Here is a 26,077-nt window from a genome sequence, read left to right as displayed (position 1 = left end):
GGTGACACCTCGCACGACCGGGAGGCACCGATGGATCACACCACGCGCCAGCGCTATTCGCCCGCCACCTTCCGGGCGCCGACCTTCCATGACGCGACCTTGCGCTTCCGCGAGGGCGCGGACACGCCGCGCGCCTATCTCGAACGCTGCCTCGCCGTGATCGAGGCGCGCGAGCCCGAGGTGAAGGCGTGGGTGACGCTGAACATCGAGGGTGCGCGCAAGGCCGCCGACGCGGCGACCGCGCGCTGGAGTGCGGGGCGGCCGCTGTCGCCCATCGACGGCATGCCCGTCGGCATCAAGGATCTGTTCGAGACCAAGGACATGCCGACCGAGATGGGCAGTCCGATGTTCAAGGGGAACAATCCGGGCCGTGACACCGCGCATGTGCGCGCGCTGCGCGAGGCGGGCGCGGTGGTGCTGGGCAAGACGGTGACGACCGAGCTGGGCATGAGTCATCCCGGCCCGACGACGAACCCGTTCGATCCTGGGCGCACGCCGGGTGGGTCGTCCTCCGGTTCGGCGGCGGTGATCGGTGCGGGGATGGTGCCGGCGGCGATCGGCAGCCAGGTGGTGGGCAGCGTCATCCGTCCGGCGAGTTTCTGCGCCAACTGGGCGATCAAGCCGACGATCGGCGCGTTGAACCGCGGCGAGCGGCAGGGGCTGTCGCATTCGCATCTCGGCGTGCATGCGGGGTCGCCCGAGGACCTGTGGCAGGTGGCGATCGAGATCGCGTTGCGGGCGGGTGGCGATCCGGGGGCGCCGGGGCTGTTCGGCGCCGCGATGCCGCCCGATCCGGTGAAGCCCGCGCGCCTGATCCTGTTGGAGGGCGAGGGCTGGGCGAAGGTCGAGCCATCCACGCGTGTGGCGTTCGAGCGGGTGTTGACGGCGGTGCTGGGGGTGGGCGTGGCGATCCTGCGGCGCACGGACAATCCGCTGATCGAGGCGTTCGAGGCGTCGATCGCGGATGCGATGGCGTTGACGCGCGATATCTGCGCCTACGAGATGCGCTGGACGGTCGAGAACCTGGTGGACAAGAACCCCTCGGGGGTCAGCGAGTCGTTGCGCGCGCGGATGATGCTGGGGCGCGCGATCACGCTGGATGGCTATCGCGATCTGTTGCGCAGGCGGGCCGAGGCACGGGCGCGGTTGGCGGCCTTGGCGCCGGTGGCGGACGGGTTCATTGCGCCGGCGGCGTTGGGGCCGGCGCCCAGGCTCGGCGATCCGGGCGGCAGTCAGGGCGAGATTCTGCACACCACGGGCGATCCGACCTACAACGCGGCGTCGTCGATCCTGGGTGCGCCCGCGGTGACGGTGCCGGTGATGGCGGTCGGCGGCTTGCCGGTGGGAGTGCAGCTGATGGGCCAGCAGCATGCGGATGAGCGCGTGGTGGCGATGGCGCGCTGGCTGGCGGAGGCGGTGCCGGCGGTGGAGGTCGATTGAGGGGTAGTGCAGGGGGTGTGGGGGAACGGGTGCCCATCGCGGCAAGCCGCGACGGGACCCGGCAGCGTGGTCCCCCACCTTTTTGTCTTGCGCGCAGCACCAAATCTGTACAGATGCCTGTACATATGGAGGCCAAGCGATGGACGTCGTGACCTATACCCACGCCCGCCAGAACCTCGCCAAGCTGATGGACGAGACGCAGGCGAATCACGAGCCGATCGTGATCAATCGCCAGCAGAAGGGCTCGGTCGTGATGATGTCGCTCGAGGACTACAACGGGCTGATGGAGACGCTGCACCTGCTCCGCAGCCCGCGGAATGCCGAGCGGCTGCTGCGCTCGATCCGTCAGGCTAAGCGTGGCGAGGTCTTGATCCGCGAGCCGATCGACCCCGACAAGGACGTCTGACGCGCGTGCTGGTCGCGTGGACCGAGGATGCGTGGGACGAGTATGTCGCGTGGCCGGTGACGGATCGCGAAATGCTGCGGCGGATCAACCGGCTGATCGAAGCCATACGACGCGATCCGTTTCGCGGCGAGGGAAAGCCGGAGCCGCTTCGGAATGCGTTGTCGGGCTGGTGGTCGCGCCGGATCACGGTCGAGCATCGGCTGGTGTATCGGGTCACCGGGAAGGGCGCGGATCAGGTGCTGACGATCGCACAGTGTAGGCTGCACTATTGAGATCGTGCGCGGCCGGCAGGAGCAGTCTGCCATGGTACGAAGGCTATCCAAGAAAGACCTTCAGCAAGCACGAGCCGAACTGCGCGAGTGGCAGACACCGGCAAACGTCATTGAGCTCTTCAACCGTTACGCCTCCCAGGCCGGTGAGAATCTCATGGTGCAAAGCGGCACCAACGAGTTGCTTGAAGCATTCGTGCTCGGTCATGCAGGCCGACTCCGGAACGCGAGTTCGATACGGATCGGAGCCCGTAAGCGGCCCGACGGAGAACTGTGCGTTGATGGAGCAGTCATTCCTGTCGAGGTCACTGAAGCGGATGAGCCGGGTCGTCAGAGAGGTGACGAATATCGAGAGGTCTTGCGCAGGCGAGCATGTGATGAGCCCGATGAGACCGAATTTGAACCAGCGTATGCGACTTCGCGCCAGCGACGGCTCTTCCAGCTTCTGATTGCGCTGAGGAAAGCCATCCGGCGGAAAGAACCGCTGGCGCAATCCTCCGCTTATGGAGACTGTGAACTTTTGATCTACCTGAATATGAAAGGAGGATACGTCGACCCTGAACATTTGGATCCAGCAATCCGTCAACGGGAGGTCTGTGTGCCGTCTGGCTTCCGGGCAGTTTGGGTGTTGTGAGACACCCCATTTCGTGGCGGCCTCACCCTCCTCGGCCCTTACGGGCGGACTTGGCCGCGTTGAACGGGCGACTGCCGTAGCGAGCCCGCCCTTTCCCTTGCGCAGGTTGCGACCGCTTTCCGGGCGAGCGTCGTAATTAGGACAGACGCCGCTGCGCGGCTCAAAAAAACCCGCGGGGGCCAAGGGCCATTGGCCCTTGCCCCCGCACCCCCCATCCCAGGAACACGCCACCGGCTGACGCGGGCACCGGACACGGCGCGTTGACTCGCCCGGGGCCTAGAGAACAAATAGAGAACAACGTCGAGGCCCCACCCCATGACCCCGCCGGACCGCGCCCTGATCGAACGGCTCCGCTCCCTGATCGCGCGGGGCGAGGAAGCGCGCCCCTCCGGCCCCGCCATCCCGCTCGCACCCCCCATCGACGCGGCCCTGCCAGGCGACGGACTCGCCCGCGGCGCCATCCACGAACTGCTCACCGCCGACCCCGGCGCCGCCACCGCGTTCGCCGCCCTGATCCTCGCCCGCGCCGGCACCCCCACCGTCTGGATCGAGCCCACCCCCGATCCCTACCCGGCCGGCCTCGCCCCCTTCGGCCTCGACCCCGCCACGCTCATCGTCGTCCGCGCCGACGGCACCGACGCGCTCTGGGCCGCCGAGGAAGCCCTGCGCGCCCCCGCCATCGCCGGCGTGCTCGCCTCCCTCCCGCGGCTCGACCTCGCCACCGGCCGGCGGCTGCACCTCGCCGCCGAAGCCGGCGGCACGCTCGGGCTGATTCTCCGCCCCGACACGCCCAACCCGCCACCCACCGCCGCCCGCACCCGCTGGCGCATCTCCGCGCTGCCCACGCCCGGACCCGCCCACCGCCTCGGCCCGCCGCACTGGCGGCTCGAGCTCCTGCGCGCGCGCGGCGCCCCACCCGGCACCTGGAACGTCGCCTGGGATGGAACCCTCGTCGTGCTCGGCGCGGCGCGCGCCCATGGCTGAGCGCCGCATCCTCGCGCTCGACCTGCCCCGCTTCGCCGTCGACCGGGCGATCCGGCGCGAGCCCGCCCTCGCCGACGCCCCGCTCGCGCTCTGGACCGCCGAAGGGCCGCGCCGCCTGATCACCGCGACGAACGAGCACGCCGGCATCGCGCCCGGGACGCCGCTCGCCGATGCCCAGGCGATCGTACCGGGGCTGATCACCCGCCCGGCCGATCCCGCCGGCGACGCCGCCACCCTGCGCGCGCTCGCCACCTGGTGCGGCGGATTCACCCCGCTCGTCGCCTCCGCCCCGCCCGACGGGCTGGTGCTCGACATCACCGGCTGTGCGCATCTCTGGGGCGGCGAGCGCCCGATGCTGGCCGAAATCGCGCGGCGGGTGCGCGGCCTCGGCGTCGCGGTGCGCGCGGCGATCGCCGGCACCGCCGCCGGCGCGCTGGTGCTCGCGCGCGGCGCCGACGGCGCCATTGTCACCGCCGACCGACAGGCCGCCGCCGTCGCGGCCCTGCCGGTCGCCACGCTGCGGCTCGACCCCGATCTCGCCGAACTCGCCGAGCGATTCGGGCTGCGGCGGATCGGCGACCTCGCCGCCCAGGCGCGCGGGCCGCTCGCGCGCCGGCTCCGCCCGGCCACGCTCACCCTGCTCGACGAGGTGCTGGGGCGCAGCCGCCGCCCGATCACCCCCATCCGCCCGGCGCCGCCGGCCGAGGCCACGCTCGACTGCGCCGAGCCGATCCTGACGGCGGAGGCGATCGGCGCCGGCATCGCGCGCCTGACCGCGCGGCTCTGCGACGACCTGATCGGTCGGGGCGAGGGGGTGCGGCGGCTGGCCCTCACCTGCCTCCGCACCGACGGCACGGTGCAACGGATCGGCATCGGCACCGGGCTCGCGAGCCGCGACGCGGCCCATCTCGCGCGCCTGCTCGCGCCCCGGATCGAGCGGATCGATCCGGGCTTCGGCATCGAGCGGATGGTGCTCGCGGCCGAGGTGGAGCCGCTGGACGGACGCCAGGCCGGGCTGCCCGGCAGCGCCGCGGCCGCGGCCACCCGGCGCGAGGCGCTCGCCCGGCTGCTCGACCGGCTGCGCGGGCGGCTCGGCGCACGCGCGGTGGTCCGGCTCGATCCTGTGCCGAACCACTGGCCCGAACAGGCGGTGCAGCCTGCCGATCCGCTGGCGCCGCCGCGCCCCGCGCCGTCAGCCGGCCAGGCGCGCCCGGTGCGTCTCGCGCGCCCGCCGCGCCGGATCGACGGCGTGTCGCTGCTGCCGGACGGTCCGCCGGTGCGGCTCGGCACGATGCGCGTGCGCCGCGCCGAGGGGCCGGAGCGCATCCTGCCGCCCTGGTGGCAGTTCGGCCTGCGCGAAGCCCCGCGCGACTACTGGCGGGTCGAGACCGAGAACGGCCAGCGGCTCTGGGTGTTCGCGCGCCGCCGTGACGGCACGCCGGAGTGGTTCATCCACGGCTGGTTCGGCTGAGCCCTCGGCCCGGCGGGCCGCTCGAGCAGATCGCCTACGGCTGGACTCAGCCGTGGACGTGAAGATGCTCGCTGGGGAGCCCAGATCGGTTTCCACCCATGTGGAAACCGATCTAGGGCGCGGTGCGGCGCCTCAGCCCGAATTCGGCCGCGGCGTAGAGCGCGCAGGCGGCGGTGAAGATCGCCGTCACCATCATCGGGTCGCGCGACAGGCCGAAATGCGGCGCCACCCCCGGCCAGCCGTCCCAGATGAGGCGCAGCGCCACATAGACGATCAGCAGCAGCCCCGCCCAGCCGATCCAGCGGTACCGGTCGAGCATGCGCGCGATGTAGGAGGCGGCGACACCCATCAGCACCACCGACAGGAACAGCCCGAACGCCATGATGTAGGGGTGCTCGCGCGCCGCCGCCGCGACCGCCAGCACGTTGTCGAGGCTCATCGTGATGTCGGCGGCGATGATCGTCCACATCGCCGACATGAAGCTCTTCGGCTTGGCCCCGAACCCTTCGGCCGCGTGCTCGCTTTCGGCGACGTGGCCGGTGCGCAGGTCCTTGAACATCCGGTAGCAGACCCAGAGCAGCAGCAACCCGCCCGCGAACAGCAGCTCGGTGATCTGCAACAGCTGCGTCGTGATCAGCGCGAAGATGATGCGCAGCACCGCCGCCGCGCCGATGCCGAGGATGATCGCGCGTCGCCGCTGCTCCGGCGGCAGCGCGGCCGCGGCCATGCCGATCACCACGGCATTGTCGCCGGCGAGCGCGATGTCGATGCCGATGACCGCCAGCAGGGACCAGATCTGCGACGCAGAAATGCTGAAGTCCATGACGGACGGATCGATCCCGAACGGGGTTGGCCGGCGACCGGATAGCACGGCGCCGCCGCCCGCTTGTCAAGCGGCGGCCCGGCCGCCATACGCGCCCCGCAAGGAGAGACGCGATGATCCCCCGCTATTCCCGCCCCGAGATGACGGCCGTCTGGTCGGCCGAGAACCGCTACCGGATCTGGTTCGAGATCGAGGCGCTGGTCGCCGAGAAGCAGGGCGAAATCGGCCAGATCCCGGCCGAGGCCGCGCGCGCGATCCGCGAGCGGGGCGCCCCGCGCATCGCCGCCATGACCGAGGCGGATGTCGCGCGCATCGACGCGATCGAGCGCGAGGTGCGCCATGACGTGATCGCCTTCCTCACCTGGCTCGGCGAGGGGATCGGGCCGGAGGCGCGCTGGCTGCACCAGGGGCTCACCAGCTCGGACGTGCTCGACACCTGCCTCGCGGTGCAGCTCCGCGACGCGGCGCATCTGCTCGCCAAGGGGCTCGACCGGCTGCTCGACGCGCTGAAGCGCCGCGCGCTGGAGCACCGCCACACGCTGACGATCGGCCGCAGCCACGGCATCCACGCCGAGCCGACCAGCTTCGGGCTGAAGCTCGCCGGGCACTGGGCCGAGTTCGCGCGGGGCCGCGACCGTCTCGCCGCCGCCGCCAACGAGATCGCGACCTGCGCGATCTCCGGCGCGGTCGGCACCTTCGCGCATGTGCCGCCGGTGGTGGAGGCGTTCGTCGCCGAGAAGCTCGGCCTCGCGGTCGAGCCCGTCTCGACGCAGGTGATCCCGCGCGACCGCCACGCGATGTTCTTCGCCACCCTCGCCGTGATCGCCTCAGGGATCGAGCGGCTCGCAACCGAGGTGCGGCACCTGCAACGGAGCGAGGTGCGCGAGGCCGAGGAGTATTTCCACCCGGGCCAGAAGGGTTCCTCGGCGATGCCGCACAAGCGCAACCCGGTGCTCTCCGAGAACCTCACCGGGCTCGCGCGGCTGGTGCGCGGCTATGCGATCCCGGCGCTGGAGAACGTCGCGCTGTGGCACGAGCGCGACATCAGCCACTCCTCGGTCGAGCGCGTGATCGCGCCGGATGCCACGATCGCGCTCGACTTCGCGCTGCACCGCCTCGCCGGGATGGTCGAGACGCTGGTGGTCTATCCGGACCGCATGCAGGCGAATCTCGACGCGCTCGGCGGCGTGGTGCACTCGGGCGAGGTGCTGCTGGCGCTGACCCAGGCCGGGTTCAGCCGCGAGGACGCCTACCGGATCGTGCAGCGGAACGCGATGGCGACCTGGATGGCGCTCGGCACCGAGGCGGCGAAGAGCTTCCGCGAGAACCTGGAGTCCGATCCGGAGATCGCCGGCAGGCTCGACCGCGCGGTGCTGGACCGCGCGATGGACCCGCGCCTGCATCTCGCGCATGTGGACGCGGTGCTGGCGCGGGTGTTCGGCGAGGGGTGAGGGGTCCGCAAGCCGGCAGGGGCCACCTCCGCGCGAAAATGCGCTTGGCTTGTGTCGATCCTGCCCATGCTCGTTCGTCGCATGAGCAGGACGGCCGAAGGGCCGCTCCGGACCACAGGAGATGAAACGATGCGCGTGATGGTGATGGTGAAGGCGACCGAGGACAGCGAGGCGGGCCGCATGCCGCCGGCCGAGTTGCTCGACGCGATGATGAAGTTCAACGAGGAACTGGTGAAGGCCGGCATCATGCTGGCCGGCGACGGGCTGAAGCCCACCTCCGAGGCCAAGCGGGTCCATTTCGACGGGACGAAGCGGACCGTGACCGACGGCCCCTTCGCCGAGACCCGCGAACTCGTCGCCGGCTACTGGATCTGGCAGGTCAAGGACATGGCCGAGGCGGTGGAGTGGGTGAAGCGCTGCCCCAACCCGATGTTCGGCCCGAGCGACATCGACATCCGACCATTGTACGAGATGGAGGATTTCGCCGAGATCACGACGCCCGAGACTGCGGCACTCGAGCGGCGGCTGCGCAAGGAGATGGGCGGCTGATCGGACCGTCGGGCGCCGGTTCCGCGCGAAGCAAGGCCTGAACGCCGGTCCGTCGAAGGTTCCACCTTCGGCGGATCGGGAGGAGCGCTTCGCTTGCCATCAGCCACGCCCCGTCCGATGAGGGGGCGTGGCGGATGGCATCCACCAAGCGATCGAGACGGTCTTCCGGATCGAGCGGGCGCGGCTGATCGGCGGCCTCGCCCGCCTTGTCCGCGACGTCGATCTGGCCGAGGAACTGGCGCAGGACGCGCTGGTGGCGGCGCTCGCCGAATGGCCCAGAACGGGCGTGCCGACGAAGCCTGGCGCTTGGCTGATGGAGACCGCCCGGCGCCGCGCGATCGACGGGTTCCGCCGGCAGCGGATGCGCGCGCGCAAGCATGCCGAGATCGCGCTGGCGCAGGACGAGGCCGATGACGGCGCCGACGCGCTCGAGGCGGCGCTCGACGACGATCTCGGCGACGAACTGCTCGGCCTGATCTTCGCCGCCTGCCACCCCGTGCTGCCGCCCCAGGCACGCTCGGCTCTGACGTTGCGCCTGGTCGGCGGACTGACGACCGGCGAGATCGCGCGCGCCTTCCTCTCACCCGAGGCGACGATCGCGCAGCGCATCGTGCGCGCGAAGAGGACGCTCCGCAGCACCGGTCTCGCCTTCGAGGTGCCGCGCGGGGCCGAGCGACAGCCCCGGCTCGCCTCGGTGCTGGAGGTGATCTACCTGATCTTCAACGAGGGCTACGTCGCCACGTCCGGTGAGGACCTGATCCGCCCCGCGCTCGCGGCCGAGGCGCAGCGCCTGGGCCGCATCCTCGCCGGGCTGATGCCGGAGGAGCCCGAGGTGTTCGGCCTGCTCGCGCTGATGGAGCTCCAGGCCTCGCGCTTCGCCGCGCGCACCGGGCCGGACGGGGCGCTGGTGCCGATCACCGACCAGAACCGGGCACGCTGGGACTGGCTGCTGATCCGGCGCGGCCTCGCCGCGCTGGCGCGCGCCGAGGCGCTGGGCGGCGCCGACCGGCCCTATGCCCTGCAGGCCGCGCTCGCCGCCTGCCATGCCCGGGCGCGCACGGCCGAGGAGACCGACTGGCCGCGGATCGCGGCGCTCTATGACCGGCTGTGCGCGGTCGCGCCCTCGCCGGTGATCGAGCTCAACCGCGCGGTGGCGTACAGCATGGCCTTTGGCCCGGAGACGGGGCTCGCGCTGCTCGACGCGATCGAGCGCGCCGACGCGCTGCGCGACTACGCCCCGCTACCAGCAGCGCGCGGCGACTTCCTGTTCCGGGCCGGCCGCTGGGCCGAAGCGCGACACGAATTTCAAACCGCCGCCTCGCTCAGCCGGAACGCGCGCGAGCGGGACTTCCTGCTGCGCCGGGCCGCGGCGTGCGGTGGCTAACTGCTCAGCCCTTCGGCGCTTCCTCGGCGATCTGGCGGCGCGCGACCGCGAGCAGCCGGTCGTACTCGGTGCGCAGCTCGGCCTCGGCCACGCTCCTGCCGGCGGCATCCAGATCGCCGCGCACCTTCTCGATCACGTCGTCATGGCCCGGCTTCTTGAAGTCCGCGGCGACCACGGCCTTGGCGTAGGCCTCCGCCTCGGCGCCCGACTTGCCGAGCTTCTCCGCCACCCACAGCCCGAACAGCCTGTTGCGTCGCGCCTGGGCGCGGAACTCCTGTTCCTGGTCCAGCTTGTACTTCGCCTCGAAGCCCTTCTCGCGTTCGGCGAAGGCGTCCGTGCTCATCGGTTCCGGCCCCCTTGGATCCCACTCACCATCTTGGCGGTCGGCGCCGTCTGTAGCAGATGGGACCGCCATGTGCACCGTGGTGTTGCTGCACCGCCCCGGACACGCCTGGCCGCTGGTGCTGGCCGCGCTGCGCGACGAGATGATCGCCCGCGCCTGGGATCCGCCGGCCGCGCATTGGCCCGATCGGCCGGGCGTGGTGGGCGGGCGCGACCGGCTCGCCGGCGGCACCTGGATGGCCTCGGACGGCGAACGCGTCGCCTGCGTGCTGAACCGCCCCGGCACGCTTGGCAGCCGGCCGGGGCTGCGCTCGCGCGGGGAGCTGCCGCTGGCGGCGCTCGCGGACGCGGCGATCGACGGGACCGCGTTCGCCGCCTTCAATCTCGTCTGCGCCGGGCGCGCGGGCGGCTGGATTCTCGAGAGCGAGGACGGGCGGGTGGTGCGCCGGGCGGTCCCGGAGGGGGTGTCGATGCTGACCGCGCATGGGCTCGACAGCGGCGAGAGCCCGCGCGCGCGGCTCCATCTGCCGCGGTTCCGCGCCGCCCCCGCGCCCGACCCCGGCGCGGGGGACTGGTCCGCCTGGCTCGCCCTGCTTGCCAGCACGGAGGCCGAGTCCGGGGCGGGGCCACGCGGCGGCATGACGATTGCATCCGATCACGGCTACGGCACGGTCTGCGCCAGCCTGTTCGCGCTGCCGGAGCGCGGCCAGCCGGTCTGGCTGTTCGCGGCCGGGCCGCCTGGACGCACTCCGTTCCGGCCGGTCGTGCTTGCTCCGGCGGCCGCGTCGTGGCGGGATGCGGTGGCATGACCGCGCGTCGCACGCTGCTTGCCGGGGTTGCCTGTCTGGTCGCGGGCGGCGCTGCCGCCCAGCCGCCGCCGGGGCGTGGGCAGGGCGGCCCCCCCGACCGCGCCGGCCCGCCCGGCCGCCGCGCGCCCGATGCCGGGGCGGCGGTCGGCGCACTCGTCGTCTTCACCGCGATCGAGCAGGCGCGCATCCGCGAGTGGTTCATCGCCAATCCCTACCCGGTGCAGCCTCTCCCGCCCGGCATCGCGCGCAACCTCGCGCGCGGCAAGCCGCTGCCGCCGGGGATCGCCAAGCGCTATGCCCCCGCCGGGCTGTTGCGCCAGATCGTGCCGCGGCCGGGCTACGAGATCCTGGTGGTCGGCGCCTCCATCCTGCTGGTGCATGCGGCCACCGGGATCGTTCACGACATCCTGAGCGACGTGATCCGCGGCCGCTGAACGGGAACTTTTGGTAACCTCCAGCGTTGCCTTGGACACGCCCCGACGCAGGAGGACCGCATGACCCGCCCCTTCACCCTGCCGGCGGCGCTGATGTTCGCGTCGATCATCGGCCTGCCCGCCTCAGCCCAGGCACCGATGGCCACGCCGCAGGACCCGCCCCCGGTGCCGCCGGTCCAGATGGTGCCGCCCTCGGCCGCCGCCTCGGCCACGGCCGTGTTCACCACCGCCGAGGCGCATGCGATCCGTGACTACTACATGGAGCACCCCGACCAGGTGGGGCCCGCGCAGGCCCCCGGGGTGGCCGAATCGCTCACCCGCGGCGCGACCCTGCCCTCGCGGCTCGAGGCGAAGCCGGTGCCGGACGCGCTCAAGGACAAGCTCGCCGACCGCCCGGGGCACGAGATCCTGATCGCCGGCTCGGTCGCGCTGCTGGTCGAGAGCGAGACGCGCGTGATCCGCGACCTGCTGCGCGACGCCCTGCCGCCCGCGAACTGACGGCCACGACGAGGGCCGCCCGGTCCGCTCCGCCCGCCCGGCATGTCCGGGCTGCCCCCGGCCGGTGGCCGCCGGGGCACCCCCCTGCTATACCCTCGCGCGCGCCGCCGGATTGTGTTGCCGCGGCGCAGCGAGGAGAGTTTTCCTATGGCGCGGCGACGGCAGCTCTACGAGGGCAAGGCGAAGATCCTGTTCGAGGGGCCCGAGCCCGGCACGCTGGTGCAGTACTTCAAGGACGACGCCACCGCCTTCAACGCCCAGAAGAAGGGCGTGATCACCGGCAAGGGCGTGCTGAACAACCGCATCAGCGAGTTCATCATGATGCGCCTCGCCGAGATCGGCGTGCCGACCCATTTCGTCCGCCGGCTCAACATGCGCGAGCAGCTGATCCGCGAGGTCGAGATCATCCCGCTCGAGGTGGTGGTGCGCAACGTCGCCGCCGGCTCGCTCTCCACCCGGCTCGGCATCGCCGAGGGCACGCAGCTGCCGCGCTCGATCGTCGAGTACTACTACAAGAACGACCAGCTCGGCGATCCGCTGGTGGCCGAGGAGCACATCACCGCGTTCGGCTGGGCCTCGGTGCAGGATCTCGACGACATCATGGCGCTCGCGCTGCGCGTGAACGACTTCCTCTCGGGGCTGTTCCTCGGCGTCGGCATCCGGCTGGTGGACTTCAAGCTGGAGTTCGGCCGGCTCTGGGACAACGAGGAGATGCGGATCGTCGTCGCCGACGAGATCAGCCCGGATTCGTGCCGGCTGTGGGATCTCAAGACCAACGAGAAGCTCGACAAGGACCGCTTCCGGCGCGATCTCGGCAAGGTCGAGGAGGCGTATCAGGAGGTGGCGCGGCGGCTCGGCATCCTCCCCGAGGCGGGCGTGCGCGACCTCAAGGGTCCGGAGACCATGCAGTGATGGAGCGGGGGCGGTGAAGGCGCGTGTGACCGTGATGCCCAAGTCGGGTGTGCTCGACCCGCAGGGCAAGGCGATCGGCCATGCGCTGGCCTCGCTCGGCTTCGCCGGTGTCGGCGAGGTGCGCGCAGGCAAGGTGATCGAATTGGAACTCGCCGAGACCGACCCCGCGCGCGCGAAGGCCGAGGCCGAGGAGATGGCGCGCAAGCTCCTGGCCAACACGGTGATCGAGAGCTTCCGCGTCGAGCTCGTCTGAGGCGATGGCCAAGGCCTCGATCTTCATCCTGATCGCGCTCACGGTGGTGATCGCCTGGGCGATGAAGCGCCGCCAGGCGCCGGTGAAGGGCGGGGTGGTGGCGAAGAAGAAGGCCGCGATCCGGCTCTGGTTCGATGCTGCCGCGATCGCGGTCGGCATCACGCTGGTGCTGCTCGCGGCGATGCATTGGCTCAGGCTCGGATGGGCGTGAGCGGGGAGCGCCGGATCGTCTGGCGGCGCGAGGATGCGCCGACGCTCGAGACCTGCGTGGTGCATCTCGACCGGCGCGAGGCCGAGGGCGTGGTCGCCGGCATGATCGGCTCGGAGGCGATCGCGCTGCGCTGGCGCGTCGGCTGGGACGAGGCCTGGCGCACGCGGCGCGCGCAGATCGAGCGGCTGGAGCCGCGCGGCACCGAGACCGTGCTGCTCGCCGATGCCGCCGGGGTCTGGCACGACAGCGCCGGGGCGCATCTGACGGCGCTGGACGGCTGCCTCGATGTCGATATCGGCGCGACCCCGTTCACCAACACGCTGGCGATCCGCAGGCTCGCCCTGGCGGTCGGCGGATCGGCCGAGCTCCGCGTCGCCTATGTCGCGGTGCCGGCGCTGACGGTCGCACCCGCCGCGCAGCGCTACACGCGGCTGGCCGCGGACCGCTATCGCTACGAGGGCCTGTTCCGCGGCTTCGCGGGCGAGCTGCTGGTGGACGCGGAGGGGCTGGTGCGGGTGTACGAGGGCACGTTCACGCGCGTGGAGGCGCCATGAAGGCGGGCATCGTCATATTCCCCGGAACGAACCGCGAGCGTGACATGGCGATCGCGCTGGAGCGCGCGACCGGCGCGAGGCCGCGTGTGCTGTGGCACCGCGAGACGGCGCTGCCCGAGGGCATCGATCTCGTCGTGCTGTGCGGCGGGTTCAGCTACGGCGACTATCTGCGCTGCGGCGCGATCGCCGCGCGCAGCCCGATCATGCGCCCGATCGCCGAGCACGCGGCGCGCGGGGGCTTGATCCTCGGCGTCTGCAACGGCTTTCAGATCCTGTGCGAGGCCGGGCTGCTGCCGGGCGCGCTCTTGCGGAATGCCGGGCTCCGGTTCCTCTCGATGGAGTGCCGCATGCGCGTCGAGCGCACGGACACGCCGTTCACCACGCACTACCAGCGCGGCCAGGTGATCCGCGCGCCGATGGCGCATGGCGACGGCAACTACATTGCCGATGCGGCCACGCTCGACCGGCTGGAGGGCGAGGGACGCGTCGCGTTCCGCTACGTCACGGAGGCGGGCGACGCGGTGCCCGAGGCGGCGCTGAACGGTGCCGCGCGCAACATCGCCGGCATCTACTCCGGCAACCTGCGCGTGCTCGGGCTGATGCCGCATCCGGAGGATCTGGTCGATCCGCTGATGGGCGGCACGGATGGGCTGCCGCTGTTCGAGAGCCTCGCCGCCGCCGCGTGAGGCGTTACCGGCCGCGCCGCGCGGTCCTGGCTCGCTGCCTCTTCGTTGCCGAGATCACCTGTTCGAGAGCCCGTGACAGGGGCTCGGGCGCGTCCTCGATCCGCGGATGCCCCGCGCGGCTCTGTCCGGCCTCGTGCCGGAGGTCGTCGTAGAGCGAGTCGCTCGGCAGGTGCGGCTGGGGCGGCGGCGGTGGCGCGGTGGCGCCTCGGCCCCCGAACAGCTTCCAGAGCAAGGTGAACATCCGACCCTCCTGCGTGCTCAGATGCGTGGCTGGCGTGATGACCTGCCCGCCGCATTGAACAAAGGGTTGACGGCGGCCGTGCCGGCTCCTCTCCGGGCTGTGGCGTCCCCGCCCGCCGGTTCCTCTTGAACCCTGCCACAATCCGGTCAACATGCTGCCCGCGCCCAAGGACGCGGCCACAAGGGGGGATGCCGCCCGGCGCACGAGGTGCGATGCAGGTTCACGCCAGCTGCTGCGCATGGAGCGGTCTCGCCGTCCTGCTGCGCGGCACACCGGGAAGCGGCAAGTCCGACCTGGCCCTCCGCCTCGTCGATGCGGGGTTCCAGTTGGTGGCCGACGATCGCGTCGATCTGGCGGTCGAGCACGGTGCCGTGACCGCCTCCGCCCCGCCCGCGCTCGCCGGGCTGATCGAGGTGCGGGGCCTCGGCATCCTCGACCTCGGCACCCCCGGCGCCGCCAGGCTCGGCCTGCTCGCCGACCTGACCCCCGCGGCGGCCATCGAGCGGATGCCGGAACCCGCGACGGAGGAGGTGCTCGGCGTGGCGCTGCCGGTGATCCGGATCGACCCGGCCGCCGCCTCGGCCGTGGCACGGGTGCGCGCCGCCCTCGCCGTGCTCCAGGGCCGCGCTGCCAGCCGCTGCGGCGCGCTCGGCGACCACGCGGCCGGGCCCGCGCCATGACCGTCGAGCCGCGCCCGCGCCGCCCCGTGGTGGTCGTCACCGGCCTGTCCGGCGCGGGCAAGTCGTCGGTCCTGCGCGCGCTGGAGGATCTCGGCTTCGACACGGTGGACAACCCGCCGCTGCGCGTGGTGGGCGACCTCGCCACGGGAGAGGCGTCCGCGCCGCTTGCGATCGGCATCGACGCGCGCCGGGCGGATTTCGACGGCGCGGCGGCCGAGCGCGTGATCGCCGGGCTGCGCGCGCGGCCGGAGCTCGACGTCACCCTGTTCTTCCTGATCGCCGAGGACGAGGTGCTGCTGCGCCGCTACACCGAGACGCGCCGGCGCCATCCGCTGGCACCGCAGGGGCGTGTCAGCGACGGCATCGCGCATGAGCGCGCGCTGCTCGAACCGCTCGGCGCGGCGGCCGACATCGTGCTCGATACCTCGGCGCTCGCGCCGGCGGACCTGCGCGGCATGATCGAGGCGCAATTCGGCACCGACAACCAGAGCGCGATCACGATCGGCATCGTCAGCTTCTCCTACGCGCGTGGATTGCCGCGCGAGGCGGATCTCGTGTTCGACGTGCGGTTCCTGCGTAATCCGCACTACGTGGACGCGCTGCGGCCGCTGACCGGCCAGGACCCGTCGGTGGACGCCTACGTTGCCGCCGACCCCGATTTCGCGGCATTCTGGGACCGCATGACCGGGCTTCTGGATGCCCTCTTGCCCCGCTACGTGCGGGAGGGGAAGAAGTATCTCACCATCGCTTTCGGCTGTACCGGCGGGCGCCATCGCTCCGTCGCCGTCGCCGAGAGGATGGCGGCGCATCTGCGCGCGCAGGGTTGGCGGGCGACGGTCGTCCATCGCGAAATCTGGAAGGCAGTGGCAGCGCCGATCGCCGGCGCGCCCAGGCACGAGCCGCCGCCGGACGCCGCGGCGGCCGCGGCCCAGGTCAGGTGAAGGCCATTCGATGATCGGTCTGGTGCTGGTGACGCACGGACGGCTGGCCGAGGAGCTCAGGCTGGCGATGGAGCACGTCGTCGGGCCGCAGAAGGGGGTCGCCACGGTCTGCATCGGGCCGGAGGACGACATGGAGAAGCGCCGGCAGGACATCCTGCGCGGCATCGACACGGTCGACACCGGCGATGGCGTGGTGCTGCTCACCGACATGTTCGGCGGCACCCCCTCGAACCTCGCGATCTCGACCATGGATCGCAAGAACGTCGAGGTGATCGCGGGGGTGAACCTGCCGATGCTGGTGAAGCTCGCCTCGATCCGCTCCACCCATCCGCTTGGCCAGGCGGTCGGCTGCGCACAGGATGCCGGGCGCAAGTACATCGCCGCGGCGAGTCGCCTGCTCGCCGACGCGCCGCGGTGACGCGCGGACCGATCGAGGGGAGCGCGCCGTGAACGAATGGCCGAACGAGCCGGGCGAGGGGCGCGTGCCGCGCGACCCGGACGACCCGTTCCCGATCGTCGACCCTCCCGCGGCGGCGGGGCCGGTGCTGACGCGCACGGTCTGCATCCGCAACAAGCGCGGCCTGCATGCGCGTGCGGCCGCGAAGTTCGTCAAGCTCGCCGAGCAGTTCTCCGCCTGCGTCACCGTGCGCAAGAACGGCAACGCGGTGTCGGCACGCTCGATCATGGGGCTGATGATGCTGGGCGCCGGCACCGGCTGCGACGTCGTGCTGGAGGCGGAAGGCTGGGACGCCCGCGAGGCGCTGGAAGCATTGGCCGGCCTGGTCGAGGCCGGCTTCGATGAGGACTGAGGCGCGCGCCCGTCCGGCCCGGCGCAGCCGCGGCGCGGCCGAGGCCGCCCGCCCCGAGCGGGTGCTGGCGGGACTCGCGGTTTCGCCCGGCATCGGCATCGGCAAGGTCGCGCTCGCCGCCCAGGCGCCGGTGGAGGTCGAGCGGCGCGCGCTGTTCGACGACCAGGTGCAGCACGAGATCGAGCGGTTCGACGAGGCGGTCGGGCTCTCGCGCAAGCAGCTCGCCAAGCTGAAGGCGCGGCTCTCGATCCTGCCCGAGGAGGCGACGCAGGAGCTCGAACCGCTGCTCGACGCCTATGCGCAGATGCTCGGCAATTCGCGCCTGACGCGCGGCATCCGCAAGCGCATCGCGGAGGCCAAGATCAATGCCGAAGCCGCGGTCGGCGACGAGGCCGAGGCGATCGCGACCGCGTTCCTGGCCGGCGATGATGACCGCGCCGGCCGCCAGCGACGCGCCGACGAGGTGCGCGAGATCGGCCGGCGCCTGGTGCGCAACCTCACGCGCACGCCGTGGCGCAACTACTCCGGCCTGCCGCAGGGCAGCGTGCTGGTCACCGAGTCGCTGACGCCCTCGGACGCGGCCTTGATCGAGCCCGCGAAGCTCGCTGCCGTGGCCGCGGAGGAGGGCGGGCTCGAAGGCCACACCGCGATCATGCTGCGCGCCCTCGGCCTGCCGGCGGTGCTGGGCGCGGCCGGACTGACGGATGCGGTCGAGCCGGGCGATCTCGCGATCGTCGATGGTACCGCGGGGCTGGTCACGCTCAACCCGACCGTGGAGACGCTCGCCGCGGCGCGCAAGGCGGTCGCGGCCTTCGCGCGCGAGAACCAGCGGCTCGCCAAGCTGCGCCGCCTGCCCGCGGTGACCAAGGACGGCGAGCCGGTCGAGCTGCAGGCGAATCTCGAACTGCCGATCGAGCTGCCGATGATCGCGCAGTCGGGCGCGGTCGGGATCGGGCTGCTGCGCACCGAGTTCCTGTTCATGAACCGCGACGACGTGCCGGACGAGGACGCGCAGGCCGAGGTCTATGCGCAGGTGGTGGACGCGATGCAGGGCGATCCGGTCACGATCCGCGTGCTCGACTGGGGGGGCGAGAAGCAGATCGAGAGCCTGATCGCGCAGGGCTGGGTGCCGGGCTCGGGCGGCGAGAACCCGGCGCTCGGCGTGCGCGGGCTCCGCTTGCTGCTGAAGGAGCACGAGCTGTTCGAGACTCAGCTTGCCGCGATCCTGCGCGCAGCCATGCGCGGGCCGGTGAAGCTGCTGCTGCCCATGGTCACCACGCCGGCGGAGGTGCGCGCCGCGCGCGAGATCTACGACCGTGTCGCGCGGCGGCTGAAGCGCCGCGGGCTCGACCTGCCCGATCCGCTGCCGCCGCTCGGCATCATGATCGAGACGCCGGGTGCCGCGCTCGCGGCCGACAGCCTCGCGCTGGAGGCCGATTTCTTCGCGATCGGCACGAACGATCTCGCCATGTACACGCTGGCGGTCGATCGCGCCGAGAGCGAGGCGGCGCATCTCTACGATCCGCTGCACCCGGCCGTGCTGCGGCTGATGCAGTTCGCGACCGAAGCGGCGCTGCGCATGCGGATGCCCGTCTCGGTCTGTGGCGAGATCGCGGGCGACCCGCGGCTGACGCCGCTGCTGCTGGGCCTGGGCATCCGCTCGCTCTCGATGTCCTCGGGCGCGGTGCCGCGGGTGAAGCAGGCGGTGCGCTCGGTCGCGATCGATGACTGCGCCCGCTTCGCGCGCACGGTGATGGAGCAGTCCGATCCCGCGCGCATCGCCGAGCTCGTCGCCGGGTTCTGGCAGAAGACCGACCCCTGAGGAGACCGATGGCCAGCACCCCGCTCGACTCCGCGCTGTTCCGCGACATGTTCGGCACGGAGGCGATGCGCGCGGTGTTCGCCGATGCGGCGCTGGTCGGACGGTATCTGGAGGTCGAGGTGGCGCTCGCGCGCGCCGAGGCGAGGCTCGGCGTGATCCCGGCCGAGGCCGCGCGCGCGATCGAGACGGCCGCGCGCACGATCACGATCGACTGGGAGCGGTTCCGCCACGAGACCGAGACGGTCGGCTACCCGATCATCGCGCTGGTGCACCAGCTCGCGGAGGCCGCCGGCGAGGCGGGGCGCTACGTGCACTGGGGTGCGACGACGCAGGACATCATGGACACCGCGACGGTGCTGCAACTGCGCGCGGCACTCGATCTCGTCGCGGCGGATGTCGAGGCGCTGCGCGGCATCCTTGCCGGGCTCGCGCGCGCGCATCGCGGCACGCCGATGGCGGGGCGGACGCATCTGCAACAGGCCCTGCCCGTGACCTTCGGCTATAAGGCCGCGATTTGGCTCTCGATGCTCGATCGCCATGCAGAACGGCTGACCCAGCTCCGCCCGCGCGTCGAAATGGGCCAGTTCGCCGGTGCGGCCGGCACGCTCGCTTCGCTCGGCGATCGGGGCTTCGCGGTGCAGGCGGCGTTCTGCGCCGAACTCGGCCTTGGCGTGCCGCCGATCACCTGGCATGTCGCGCGCGACGGCATCGCCGAGGCCGTCTGCCTGCTCGGGTTGATCACCGGCTCGCTCGGCAAGATCGCGACCGACGTGATGCTGATGATGGCGACCGAGTTCGGGGGCGAGGTGATGGAGCCCTTCGTGAAGGGTCGCGGCGCCTCCTCGACGATGCCGCAGAAGCGCAACCCGATCTCCTGCGAGCTGATCCTCGCGACGTCGAAGGCGGTGCGTCAGCAGGTGGGCTTGGCACTCGACGCCATGCTCGCGGATTTCGAGCGCGCAACCGGGCCGTGGCACCTGGAATGGCTCGCCGTGCCCGAAGCGTTCATCCTGTCGGCCGGCTGTCTCGCCCAGGCGCGCTTCATGCTCGCGGGGCTCGAGGTGCATCCCGAGCGGATGCGCGCGAATCTCGATCTCTCGCGCGGGCTGATCGTCGCCGAGGCGGTGATGATGGCGGCGGCCCCGGCGCTCGGCCGGCAGCGCGCCCATGACGTCGTCTACGAGGCGTGCCGCGCGGCGCTCGCGCGCGACATTCCCCTTGCCGAGGCGCTGGCGGCGTTTCCCGAGATCGTCGCGGCGCTTGGCGGGATGGAGGCCGTGGCCGCGCGGTGCGATCCGGCGAACTATCTCGGCCTCGCCCCGGCAATGGTGGACCGGCTGCTGGCGGGGCGCGGCTGACGCTGGGGCGCGACTGCGCCGGCAAGCGCCCGCCGCCATGCATCTCGACGCCTGCCGCCCCTGACCGGGAGGTGAGCCGCGCCGCGCTGGCCTTCCGCCCGGCCTCGTGCTAGGCGGCGGCGCATTCCCCGGAAGGACAACCCCGCCATGCCCGAGAGCCCGATGCCGCACGCCGATTACGTTGTCCGCGACCTTGCCCTGGCCGACTGGGGCCGCAAGGAGATCGCGATCGCCGAGACCGAGATGCCCGGGCTGATGGCGATCCGCGCCGAATACGGGCCCAAGCAGCCGCTGAAGGGTGCCCGCATCGCCGGCTGCCTGCACATGACGATCCAGACCGCCGTGCTGATCGAGACCCTGAAGGCGCTGGGCGCGGATGTCCGCTGGTCGTCCTGCAACATCTTCTCGACCCAGGACCACGCCGCGGCCGCGATCGCCGCCGGCGGCACGCCGGTCTTCGCGGTGAAGGGCGAGACGCTGGCCGAGTACTGGGACTATGTGCGTCGTACGCTGAGCTGGGGCGACGGCGGCACGCCGAACCTGCTGCTCGACGACGGCGGCGACATGACCCTGCTCGTGCATTACGGGCTGCGCGCCGAGAAGGGCGACACGGCGTTCCTCGACACGCCCGGCAACGAGGAGGAGGAGGTCTTCTTCGCGCTGATCAAGGACACGCTGAAGACCCGGCCCGGCTGGTTCGCGAAGCTCGCTGAGGCGATCCGCGGCGTCAGCGAGGAGACCACCACCGGCGTGCATCGCCTCTACCAGATGGAGAAGGAGGGGCGGCTGCTCTTCCCCGCCATCAACGTCAACGACAGCGTCACCAAGTCGAAGTTCGACAACCTCTATGGCTGCCGCGAGAGCCTGGTGGACGGCATCCGCCGCGGCACCGACGTGATGATGGCCGGCAAGGTGGCGATGGTCTGCGGGTTCGGCGATGTCGGCAAGGGCTCGGCCGCGAGCCTGCGCAACGCCGGCTGCCGCGTGATGGTGAGCGAGATCGATCCGATCTGCGCGCTGCAGGCGGCGATGGAGGGCTACGAGGTGACGACGATGGAGGACGCCGCGCCGCGCGCCGACATCTTCGTCACCGCCACGGGGAACGTCGACGTCATCACCGTCGAGCACATGCGCGCGATGAAGGACCGGGCGATCGTCTGCAATATCGGCCATTTCGATTCCGAGATCCAGGTCGCGGCGCTGAAGAACTTCCGCTGGCACAACGTCAAGCCGCAGGTGGACGAGATCGAGTTCCCCGACGGCAAGCGGATCATTCTGCTGTCGGAGGGGCGGCTGGTGAATCTCGGCAACGCGACAGGGCACCCCTCCTTCGTGATGTCGTCCTCCTTCTCCAACCAGACGCTCGCGCAGATCGAGCTCTGGACCAATCCGGGCAAGTACCAGAGGAAGGTCTATGTGCTTCCCAAGGCGCTGGACGAGAAGGTGGCGGCGCTGCATCTCGCCAAGTTGGGCGCCAAGCTGACGACGCTGAACGCGAAGCAGTCCGCCTATATCGGCGTGCCGCAGGCGGGCCCGTTCAAGCCCGAGACCTACCGCTACTGACGTGCGCCGCGTCGCGATCGTCACCGCGGCGGGGAAGGGGATCGGTGCGGGGATCGCGCGCCGGCTCGCCGCCGACGGCTACGCGCTGGGCCTGCTCTCGCCGGGCGAGGGAGTCGTGTCGCTCGCTGACGAGTTGGGCGGTGTCGCGGTGCGCGGGTCGGTCACCGGGCCCGACGATCTTGCGCGCCTAGTCGAAACGACCGTCGCGCGGTTCGGCCGGCTCGACGCGGCGGTGGTGAATGTCGGCCATCCGCCCAAGGGCGCGCTGCTCGATCTCACCGATGCCGACTGGGAGGCCGGCTTCGCCATGGCCTTCATGCCGCTGGTGCGGATCGCGCGGCTGGTCACACCGCAGTTCCGCGCCGCCGGCGGCGGATCGGTGGTGGCGATCAGCTCCTACGCGGCCTTCGAGCCCGAGCCCGATTTCCCGATGAGCACCTTGCGTGCGGCGCTCTCGGCCTATCTCAAGCTCTATGCCGATCTGCACGCGGCCGAGGGCATCCGCATGAACGCGGTGCTGCCCGGCTTCACCGACTCGCTGCCGGAGAAGGCGGCGCGCCGCGCGCGCATCCCGATGGGGCGCTACGCGCGCGTCGAGGAGATCGCCGCCGCGGTCGCCTTCCTGCTGTCGCCGGAGGCCTCCTACATCACCGGCCAGAGCCTTCGCGTGGACGGCGGCGTGGCCCGTTCGGTCTGAGCGCGGTGCAGGGCCTCGCCGCCGGCGTCGGGCTGTTCGCGACCGCGCTGCTGTTCGGCGGGATGGTGTTCTTCGCCTTCATCGTCGCGCCGAACGTGTTCCGCGCGCTCGGGCCGCAGCACGCGGGTGCAGTCCTGCGGCGGCTGTTTCCGGTCTACTACGTGTTCGGCGCCGGCATGGCGGCAGCGGCGGCGATCGCGCTCGTCCCGGTGGCGTGGGAAGCCGCGCTGGTGATGGCGGTCGTCGCGTCGGGCTTCGTGTTCTCGCGCCAGGGGCTGATGCCCCGCATCAACGCCTACCGGGACGCGGAGCTTGCGGGCGACGCCTCGGCGACGCAGCCCTTCGCCCGGCTGCACCGCCTGTCGGTCGTAATCAACCTGGCGCAGATGGTCCTGGTCGCGCTGGTGCTGGTGGGCTTCGCCGGCCGCGCCTGGTAGCCGCTTCCGCCCCGTCGGGGGTTCGGCTAAGTCTTGGCCTCAGGCGGGCAGCAAGCCCGCATCCGTCCTCAGGGAGGCCTGTTCCCATGAAGCGTCGTACCCTTTTCGCAGCCGGCGCGGCCGCGACCACGCTCGCCACGCCCGCGATCGCGCAGGGCCGCATCCAGTGGCGCATGGTCACGTCCTGGCCGCGCGGGTTCCCGGGGCTCGGCGTCGGCGCCGAGCGGATCGCGCGCCGCATCGGCGAGATGTCGGGCGGTCGGTTCACCGTCCAGGTCTTCGCCGCCGGCCAGCTCGTCCCGCCGCTCGGCGTGTTCGACGCCGTGACGCAGGGTGGCGCGGAGATGATGCATACGGCTGCCTATTACTGGCAGAACCGCAATCGCGGCCTGAACTTCTTCACCGGCGTGCCGATGGGCATGACGTCGAAGGAACTGCGCGCCTGGATCCGCAACATGGGCGGGCAGGAGATCTGGGACGAGATCTACGCGCAGTTCAACCTGAAGGGGTTCATGGCGGCGGATACCGGCGTGCAGGGCGCGGGCTGGTTCCGACGCGAGATCAACACCGTCGATGACATCCGCGGCCTGAAATTCCGCACGCCCGGCCTGGGCGGCGAGTGCTGGCGGCGGATCGGCGCGGCCGTGGTCAATCTCGGCGCGGGCGAGATCCTGCCCAACCTGCAGTCGGGCGCGCTCGATGCCGCGGAGTTCGTCGGGCCCGTCACCGACCTCGCGCTCGGTTTCCATCAGGCGGCGAAGTTCTACTACTGGCCGTCGGTGATCGAGCCGGGCCTCGCCGCCGAGTGCTCGGTGGACAAGCGCAAATACGATGCGCTTCCGAACGATCTAAAGCGCATTCTCGAGGTCGCGATCCAGGCCGATTACGACCAGGTGGGCGCCGATTTCGACTCGCTGAACATCCCGGCGATGCAGCGTCTGGTCAGCGAGTTCGGCGTGCAGGTGAAGATGCTGCCCGACGCGATCGCGATCGCGCTCGGCAACGCGGCGGGAGAGATCCTGACCGAGCTGCGCGACGCCGGCGATCCGCTGACCAAGAAGACGGTGGAAAGCTTCGTCAAGGCGCGTGCTGCGCTGATGGAGCAGTCGGCGATCACCGACGATGCCTACGCGCGGATGCGCAGGCTCGACTACAGGTATCTCTGACCGGCCGTTCCAGGTGGCGATGGCCCCTCGCGCGCAGTCGTGGAGGGGGGTGTGGGGGGACGACCGTCGTCCCCCCACTTGCTTTTCATCCCAGCGGCGGCGGCACCACCGGCGGATCGGCGGTCAATTCCAGCGCCCGGCTGAGCACATCCGCGCCCACCATGTTCCAGGTCGTGATCCCGCCGACCATGATCACCTGTGTCAGTCCCTCGGCGAGTTCCTCGACCGTGAGCCCGAGCCGGACCGCGCGTTCCGCGTGCGCGAGCGCGCCGTCGCGGTTGCCCGCCAGCGTGTCCAGCAGCGCGAACAGGAACTCCTTGGTCTTGAGGTCGAGCGCGCCGCCCTCGCTCTTGTCGCGCATCACCGCCGCGCGCATCAGCGCGTAGCCGGCGAAGGTCGCCGGGGCGGCGTCGCGCAGCAGCTTGAAACGGTCCGGAACGCGGCCGGACGTGGCCGTGAAGTTGGCGGCGCCGAGCGCGGCCGCCTGCTCGATCAGGTCTTTCACGGGCATGGTCCTGGGCGGCTCCCGCAGCCGCCGAGCGTTTCCGGGGACCGTCCCCGAATACGATAATATGCGTCAGATCGAGACGCACGACCAGCAACCATGGGTTGATCTCGTGCGCGGTGGTCTGCGCAGGGATCAGACCGGACCGGCGAAGCGCGCGAAACAGCGTGCCAGTTCGGCGTAGATCGCGCGCTTGAATGAGACCGCGAGCGACGGCAGTTCGGCGAGCTCCGCCCAGCGCCAGGCGTCGAACTCGGGATGCGGGTCGGCGTCCAGCCGGATATCGGCGTCGGTGCCGAGGAAGCGGAGCGCGAACCATTTCTGCCGCTGCCCGCGGTAGCGTCCCCCCAGCGCCACGCCGAGGAGTTCGGGCGGCAGGTCGTAGGTCAGCCAGCCGGGGTGCTCCGCGATGATCTCGGCGCGGTCGGTGCCGATCTCCTCGGCGAGTTCACGCAGCACCGCGACGCGCGGATCCTCGCCCTCGTCCATCCCGCCCTGGGGGAGCTGCCAGCCGCCGGGTGCGCCCTCGGCGTTCGGCAGATCGGCGCGGCGACAGACCAGCACGCGGCCGTCGGGACCGAACAGCACGGCACCGACATTCGGTCGGTAGGGGAGGCTGGCGAGGTCGCGGCTCAAGGGCGGGCGGTGGTGGCGGGCCGGACCACCACGGCGCTCACCGGCGCGAGCACAAGGCCGCGCGTGCCGACCTGCGGTGCCCAGACCGCGAGCCGGTCGAGCGAGAGAGGAGAGGGGCCGGAGATGCCGAGCGCCACGCCCCGCTCCTGGGCGATCCGCTCCAGTTCCGCGAGCCGCGCCTCGATCTCGGCGCGCGCCGGGCGTTCGTCGATCACGACATCGGCCGCCCGCGCCGGCACGGCGCTCGGGGCGCGCTCGCCCGGCCGCGCCTCGATGTAGAGCAGGCCGCGCTCGCGCAGCGTCTCCAGCACCGGACGCATCGCCTCCGCGCTCGCCGTGAAGCGCTCGCCGCGCAGCACCGCCGAGGCGGCGTTGGTGACCCCGACATAGCCCTGCGCGCGCGAGAGCGCCCAGGCGAGCCGGGCGGCGTTCTCGGGCGGCGGCAGGCCGGTCAGCAGCGCCTGGGGGCCCGGGTCGTTGAGCGGGAAGTTGGCCGGCTCCATGGGCAGGCCGATCAGCACCTCATGCCCCGCCGCGCGGGCGGCCGCGAACTGGCGCTCGAGCCGCAGCCCGTAGGGCGAGAAGGCCAGGCTGATCTCGCCCGGGAGGCGCTCGATCGCGGTCGTGGTCGCACCCTCGCTGACGCCGAGCCCGACCACCAGCACGGCGATGCGCGGCCGGCGGTCGCCGTCGTCGAAGCGGCGGGCATAGACGCGCCAGGGCTGGCGGCCGTCCGGGCCGATCCGCGGCAGGGCGCCGTCCGGCCGTGGCTCGATCAGGGCAGGGTCCGGCTCGGCGATGCCGCCGGGGCCGATCGCCGCGGTCGTGCCGGGTAGGCGATCGGCCGGGGTGGCGCCAGGCGGCTCGGGAGTGGCGGCCGCGGGCGCCGGGGGCGTGAGCGTCGCGGTCGCGGTCGCCGCGGTGGCGGGCGGCTCGGCGCTGTTCGCGGGACCGGCCGGGGCGGTGGCAACGGCGGTCTCGCCAGGGGCGGTGAGCTCCAGCCACGCCACCAGCCCGGCGCCGCCGATCAGCAGCACCAGCCAGAACGCGATCAGCGCCCGCCACGCGGGCGACAGCCCGCCGCGATCCTCAGCCACGATCGGTCGTCTCGC

General features: G+C 71.8%; 32 protein-coding genes. 27 read left to right on the top strand and 5 right to left on the bottom strand.

Annotated features, from left to right (window positions below):
- Positions 1-30: 30 nt before the first annotated feature.
- The 6 genes from F563_RS0103680 to F563_RS0103655 all read left to right on the top strand — a co-directional run bounded on the left by F563_RS0103680 (position 31) and on the right by F563_RS0103655 (position 5,204).
- Positions 31-1,440, top strand: coding sequence for an amidase (locus tag F563_RS0103680; RefSeq protein WP_019013293.1), 1,410 nt, complete (start codon positions 31-33; stop codon positions 1,438-1,440).
- 139 nt (positions 1,441-1,579) lie between these two features.
- Positions 1,580-1,846: a type II toxin-antitoxin system Phd/YefM family antitoxin gene (locus F563_RS0103675; protein WP_019013292.1), complete on the top strand. Its 267-nt coding sequence runs from the start codon at positions 1,580-1,582 to the stop codon at positions 1,844-1,846.
- A gap of 5 nt (positions 1,847-1,851) precedes the next feature.
- Positions 1,852-2,118 (top strand): Txe/YoeB family addiction module toxin, encoded by a 267-nt coding sequence (locus F563_RS0103670; RefSeq protein WP_019013291.1) that lies wholly within the window; start codon positions 1,852-1,854, stop codon positions 2,116-2,118.
- Between the two features lie 31 nt (positions 2,119-2,149).
- Entirely contained in the window at positions 2,150-2,749 is a 600-nt protein-coding gene (locus F563_RS24670; protein WP_156825047.1) for a hypothetical protein, read from the top strand.
- 315 nt (positions 2,750-3,064) lie between these two features.
- Positions 3,065-3,733 carry an ImuA family protein gene (locus F563_RS21440; RefSeq protein WP_019013289.1) on the top strand — a complete coding sequence of 223 codons (669 nt, stop codon included), beginning with the start codon at positions 3,065-3,067 and terminating at the stop codon, positions 3,731-3,733.
- Positions 3,726-5,204, top strand: coding sequence for a Y-family DNA polymerase (locus F563_RS0103655; protein WP_019013288.1), 1,479 nt, complete (start codon positions 3,726-3,728; stop codon positions 5,202-5,204). The genes F563_RS21440 and F563_RS0103655 overlap by 8 nt, the downstream gene beginning before the upstream one ends.
- Before the next feature lie 112 nt (positions 5,205-5,316).
- Here F563_RS0103655 and F563_RS21435 read toward each other — a convergent pair whose 3' ends face one another.
- Positions 5,317-6,027, bottom strand: a complete 711-nt coding sequence (locus F563_RS21435) for a TerC family protein (protein ID WP_019013287.1) — start codon at positions 6,025-6,027, stop codon at positions 5,317-5,319.
- Between the two features lie 113 nt (positions 6,028-6,140).
- Between F563_RS21435 and purB the strand changes: the two genes are divergently transcribed.
- From purB to F563_RS0103635, 3 genes are all read left to right on the top strand, one after another.
- The gene (purB, locus tag F563_RS0103645) at positions 6,141-7,478 is read left to right on the top strand and encodes an adenylosuccinate lyase (protein ID WP_019013286.1); all 1,338 of its coding nucleotides are present in this window, start codon (positions 6,141-6,143) and stop codon (positions 7,476-7,478) included.
- Between the two features lie 129 nt (positions 7,479-7,607).
- Positions 7,608-8,027: a YciI family protein gene (locus F563_RS0103640; protein ID WP_019013285.1), complete on the top strand. Its 420-nt coding sequence runs from the start codon at positions 7,608-7,610 to the stop codon at positions 8,025-8,027.
- A 127-nt stretch (positions 8,028-8,154) separates the two neighbouring features.
- Positions 8,155-9,411 carry an RNA polymerase sigma factor gene (locus F563_RS0103635; RefSeq protein ID WP_019013284.1) on the top strand — a complete coding sequence of 419 codons (1,257 nt, stop codon included), beginning with the start codon at positions 8,155-8,157 and terminating at the stop codon, positions 9,409-9,411.
- Between the two features lie 4 nt (positions 9,412-9,415).
- Here F563_RS0103635 and F563_RS0103630 read toward each other — a convergent pair whose 3' ends face one another.
- The gene (locus tag F563_RS0103630) at positions 9,416-9,754 is read right to left on the bottom strand and encodes a DUF1476 domain-containing protein (RefSeq protein ID WP_019013283.1); all 339 of its coding nucleotides are present in this window, start codon (positions 9,752-9,754) and stop codon (positions 9,416-9,418) included.
- Between the two features lie 70 nt (positions 9,755-9,824).
- Here F563_RS0103630 and F563_RS0103625 point away from each other — a divergent pair, with 70 nt between their 5' ends.
- The 18 genes from F563_RS0103625 to F563_RS0103535 all read left to right on the top strand — a co-directional run bounded on the left by F563_RS0103625 (position 9,825) and on the right by F563_RS0103535 (position 23,824).
- Complete coding sequence (locus tag F563_RS0103625) at positions 9,825-10,562, top strand: NRDE family protein (RefSeq protein ID WP_019013282.1); 738 nt, start codon at positions 9,825-9,827, stop codon at positions 10,560-10,562.
- Positions 10,559-10,996 (top strand): anti-virulence regulator CigR family protein, encoded by a 438-nt coding sequence (locus F563_RS23740; protein ID WP_019013281.1) that lies wholly within the window; start codon positions 10,559-10,561, stop codon positions 10,994-10,996. Before F563_RS0103625 ends, F563_RS23740 begins: the two co-directional genes overlap by 4 nt.
- A gap of 60 nt (positions 10,997-11,056) precedes the next feature.
- Positions 11,057-11,494 carry a hypothetical protein gene (locus tag F563_RS0103615; RefSeq protein ID WP_019013280.1) on the top strand — a complete coding sequence of 146 codons (438 nt, stop codon included), beginning with the start codon at positions 11,057-11,059 and terminating at the stop codon, positions 11,492-11,494.
- 147 nt (positions 11,495-11,641) lie between these two features.
- A complete protein-coding gene (gene purC, locus F563_RS0103610; protein WP_019013279.1) occupies positions 11,642-12,406 on the top strand; it encodes a phosphoribosylaminoimidazolesuccinocarboxamide synthase in 765 nt (254 codons plus the stop codon).
- A 13-nt stretch (positions 12,407-12,419) separates the two neighbouring features.
- A complete protein-coding gene (gene purS, locus F563_RS0103605; RefSeq protein ID WP_019013278.1) occupies positions 12,420-12,659 on the top strand; it encodes a phosphoribosylformylglycinamidine synthase subunit PurS in 240 nt (79 codons plus the stop codon).
- A 4-nt stretch (positions 12,660-12,663) separates the two neighbouring features.
- Positions 12,664-12,870, top strand: a complete 207-nt coding sequence (locus F563_RS0103600) for a hypothetical protein (protein WP_019013277.1) — start codon at positions 12,664-12,666, stop codon at positions 12,868-12,870.
- Positions 12,867-13,424, top strand: coding sequence for a putative glycolipid-binding domain-containing protein (locus tag F563_RS0103595; RefSeq protein ID WP_162140561.1), 558 nt, complete (start codon positions 12,867-12,869; stop codon positions 13,422-13,424). The genes F563_RS0103600 and F563_RS0103595 overlap by 4 nt, the downstream gene beginning before the upstream one ends.
- Entirely contained in the window at positions 13,421-14,110 is a 690-nt protein-coding gene (gene purQ, locus F563_RS0103590) for a phosphoribosylformylglycinamidine synthase subunit PurQ (RefSeq protein WP_019013275.1), read from the top strand. The genes F563_RS0103595 and purQ overlap by 4 nt, the downstream gene beginning before the upstream one ends.
- A gap of 453 nt (positions 14,111-14,563) precedes the next feature.
- Positions 14,564-15,031, top strand: a complete 468-nt coding sequence (locus F563_RS0103580; RefSeq protein ID WP_019013273.1) for an HPr kinase/phosphorylase — start codon at positions 14,564-14,566, stop codon at positions 15,029-15,031.
- Entirely contained in the window at positions 15,028-15,972 is a 945-nt protein-coding gene (gene rapZ / locus F563_RS0103575) for an RNase adapter RapZ (RefSeq protein ID WP_019013272.1), read from the top strand. The genes F563_RS0103580 and rapZ overlap by 4 nt, the downstream gene beginning before the upstream one ends.
- Before the next feature lie 10 nt (positions 15,973-15,982).
- Positions 15,983-16,390, top strand: a complete 408-nt coding sequence (locus tag F563_RS0103570) for a PTS sugar transporter subunit IIA (protein ID WP_019013271.1) — start codon at positions 15,983-15,985, stop codon at positions 16,388-16,390.
- Between the two features lie 28 nt (positions 16,391-16,418).
- Positions 16,419-16,781, top strand: coding sequence for an HPr family phosphocarrier protein (locus tag F563_RS0103565; RefSeq protein ID WP_019013270.1), 363 nt, complete (start codon positions 16,419-16,421; stop codon positions 16,779-16,781).
- Positions 16,771-18,603 (top strand): phosphoenolpyruvate--protein phosphotransferase, encoded by a 1,833-nt coding sequence (gene ptsP / locus F563_RS0103560; protein ID WP_019013269.1) that lies wholly within the window; start codon positions 16,771-16,773, stop codon positions 18,601-18,603. The genes F563_RS0103565 and ptsP overlap by 11 nt, the downstream gene beginning before the upstream one ends.
- 8 nt (positions 18,604-18,611) lie before the next feature.
- Positions 18,612-19,961: a class-II fumarase/aspartase family protein gene (locus F563_RS0103555; protein WP_019013268.1), complete on the top strand. Its 1,350-nt coding sequence runs from the start codon at positions 18,612-18,614 to the stop codon at positions 19,959-19,961.
- 147 nt (positions 19,962-20,108) lie between these two features.
- Positions 20,109-21,524, top strand: a complete 1,416-nt coding sequence (gene ahcY / locus F563_RS0103550) for an adenosylhomocysteinase (protein WP_019013267.1) — start codon at positions 20,109-20,111, stop codon at positions 21,522-21,524.
- A 1-nt stretch (position 21,525) separates the two neighbouring features.
- Positions 21,526-22,221: an SDR family oxidoreductase gene (locus tag F563_RS0103545; RefSeq protein ID WP_019013266.1), complete on the top strand. Its 696-nt coding sequence runs from the start codon at positions 21,526-21,528 to the stop codon at positions 22,219-22,221.
- Between the two features lie 5 nt (positions 22,222-22,226).
- Positions 22,227-22,658 (top strand): DUF4149 domain-containing protein, encoded by a 432-nt coding sequence (locus F563_RS0103540; RefSeq protein WP_019013265.1) that lies wholly within the window; start codon positions 22,227-22,229, stop codon positions 22,656-22,658.
- An 86-nt stretch (positions 22,659-22,744) separates the two neighbouring features.
- Entirely contained in the window at positions 22,745-23,824 is a 1,080-nt protein-coding gene (locus F563_RS0103535) for a TRAP transporter substrate-binding protein (protein ID WP_019013264.1), read from the top strand.
- An 85-nt stretch (positions 23,825-23,909) separates the two neighbouring features.
- Here the strand turns inward: F563_RS0103535 and F563_RS23735 are convergent, their stop codons facing one another.
- The 3 genes from F563_RS23735 to F563_RS21420 form a co-directional block, all read right to left on the bottom strand.
- The gene (locus F563_RS23735; protein ID WP_019013263.1) at positions 23,910-24,335 is read right to left on the bottom strand and encodes a carboxymuconolactone decarboxylase family protein; all 426 of its coding nucleotides are present in this window, start codon (positions 24,333-24,335) and stop codon (positions 23,910-23,912) included.
- A 129-nt stretch (positions 24,336-24,464) separates the two neighbouring features.
- Entirely contained in the window at positions 24,465-24,965 is a 501-nt protein-coding gene (locus F563_RS0103525; protein ID WP_019013262.1) for an RNA pyrophosphohydrolase, read from the bottom strand.
- Positions 24,962-26,062 carry a divergent polysaccharide deacetylase family protein gene (locus F563_RS21420; protein ID WP_019013261.1) on the bottom strand — a complete coding sequence of 367 codons (1,101 nt, stop codon included), beginning with the start codon at positions 26,060-26,062 and terminating at the stop codon, positions 24,962-24,964. The genes F563_RS0103525 and F563_RS21420 overlap by 4 nt, the downstream gene beginning before the upstream one ends.
- Between the last annotated feature and the right edge of the window lie 15 nt (positions 26,063-26,077).

The organism is Elioraea tepidiphila DSM 17972 (genome assembly GCF_000378465.1).
In the GTDB taxonomy this organism is placed as follows: domain Bacteria; phylum Pseudomonadota; class Alphaproteobacteria; order Acetobacterales; family Acetobacteraceae; genus Elioraea; species Elioraea tepidiphila.
This window is presented reverse-complemented; position numbering and strand designations above follow the sequence as displayed.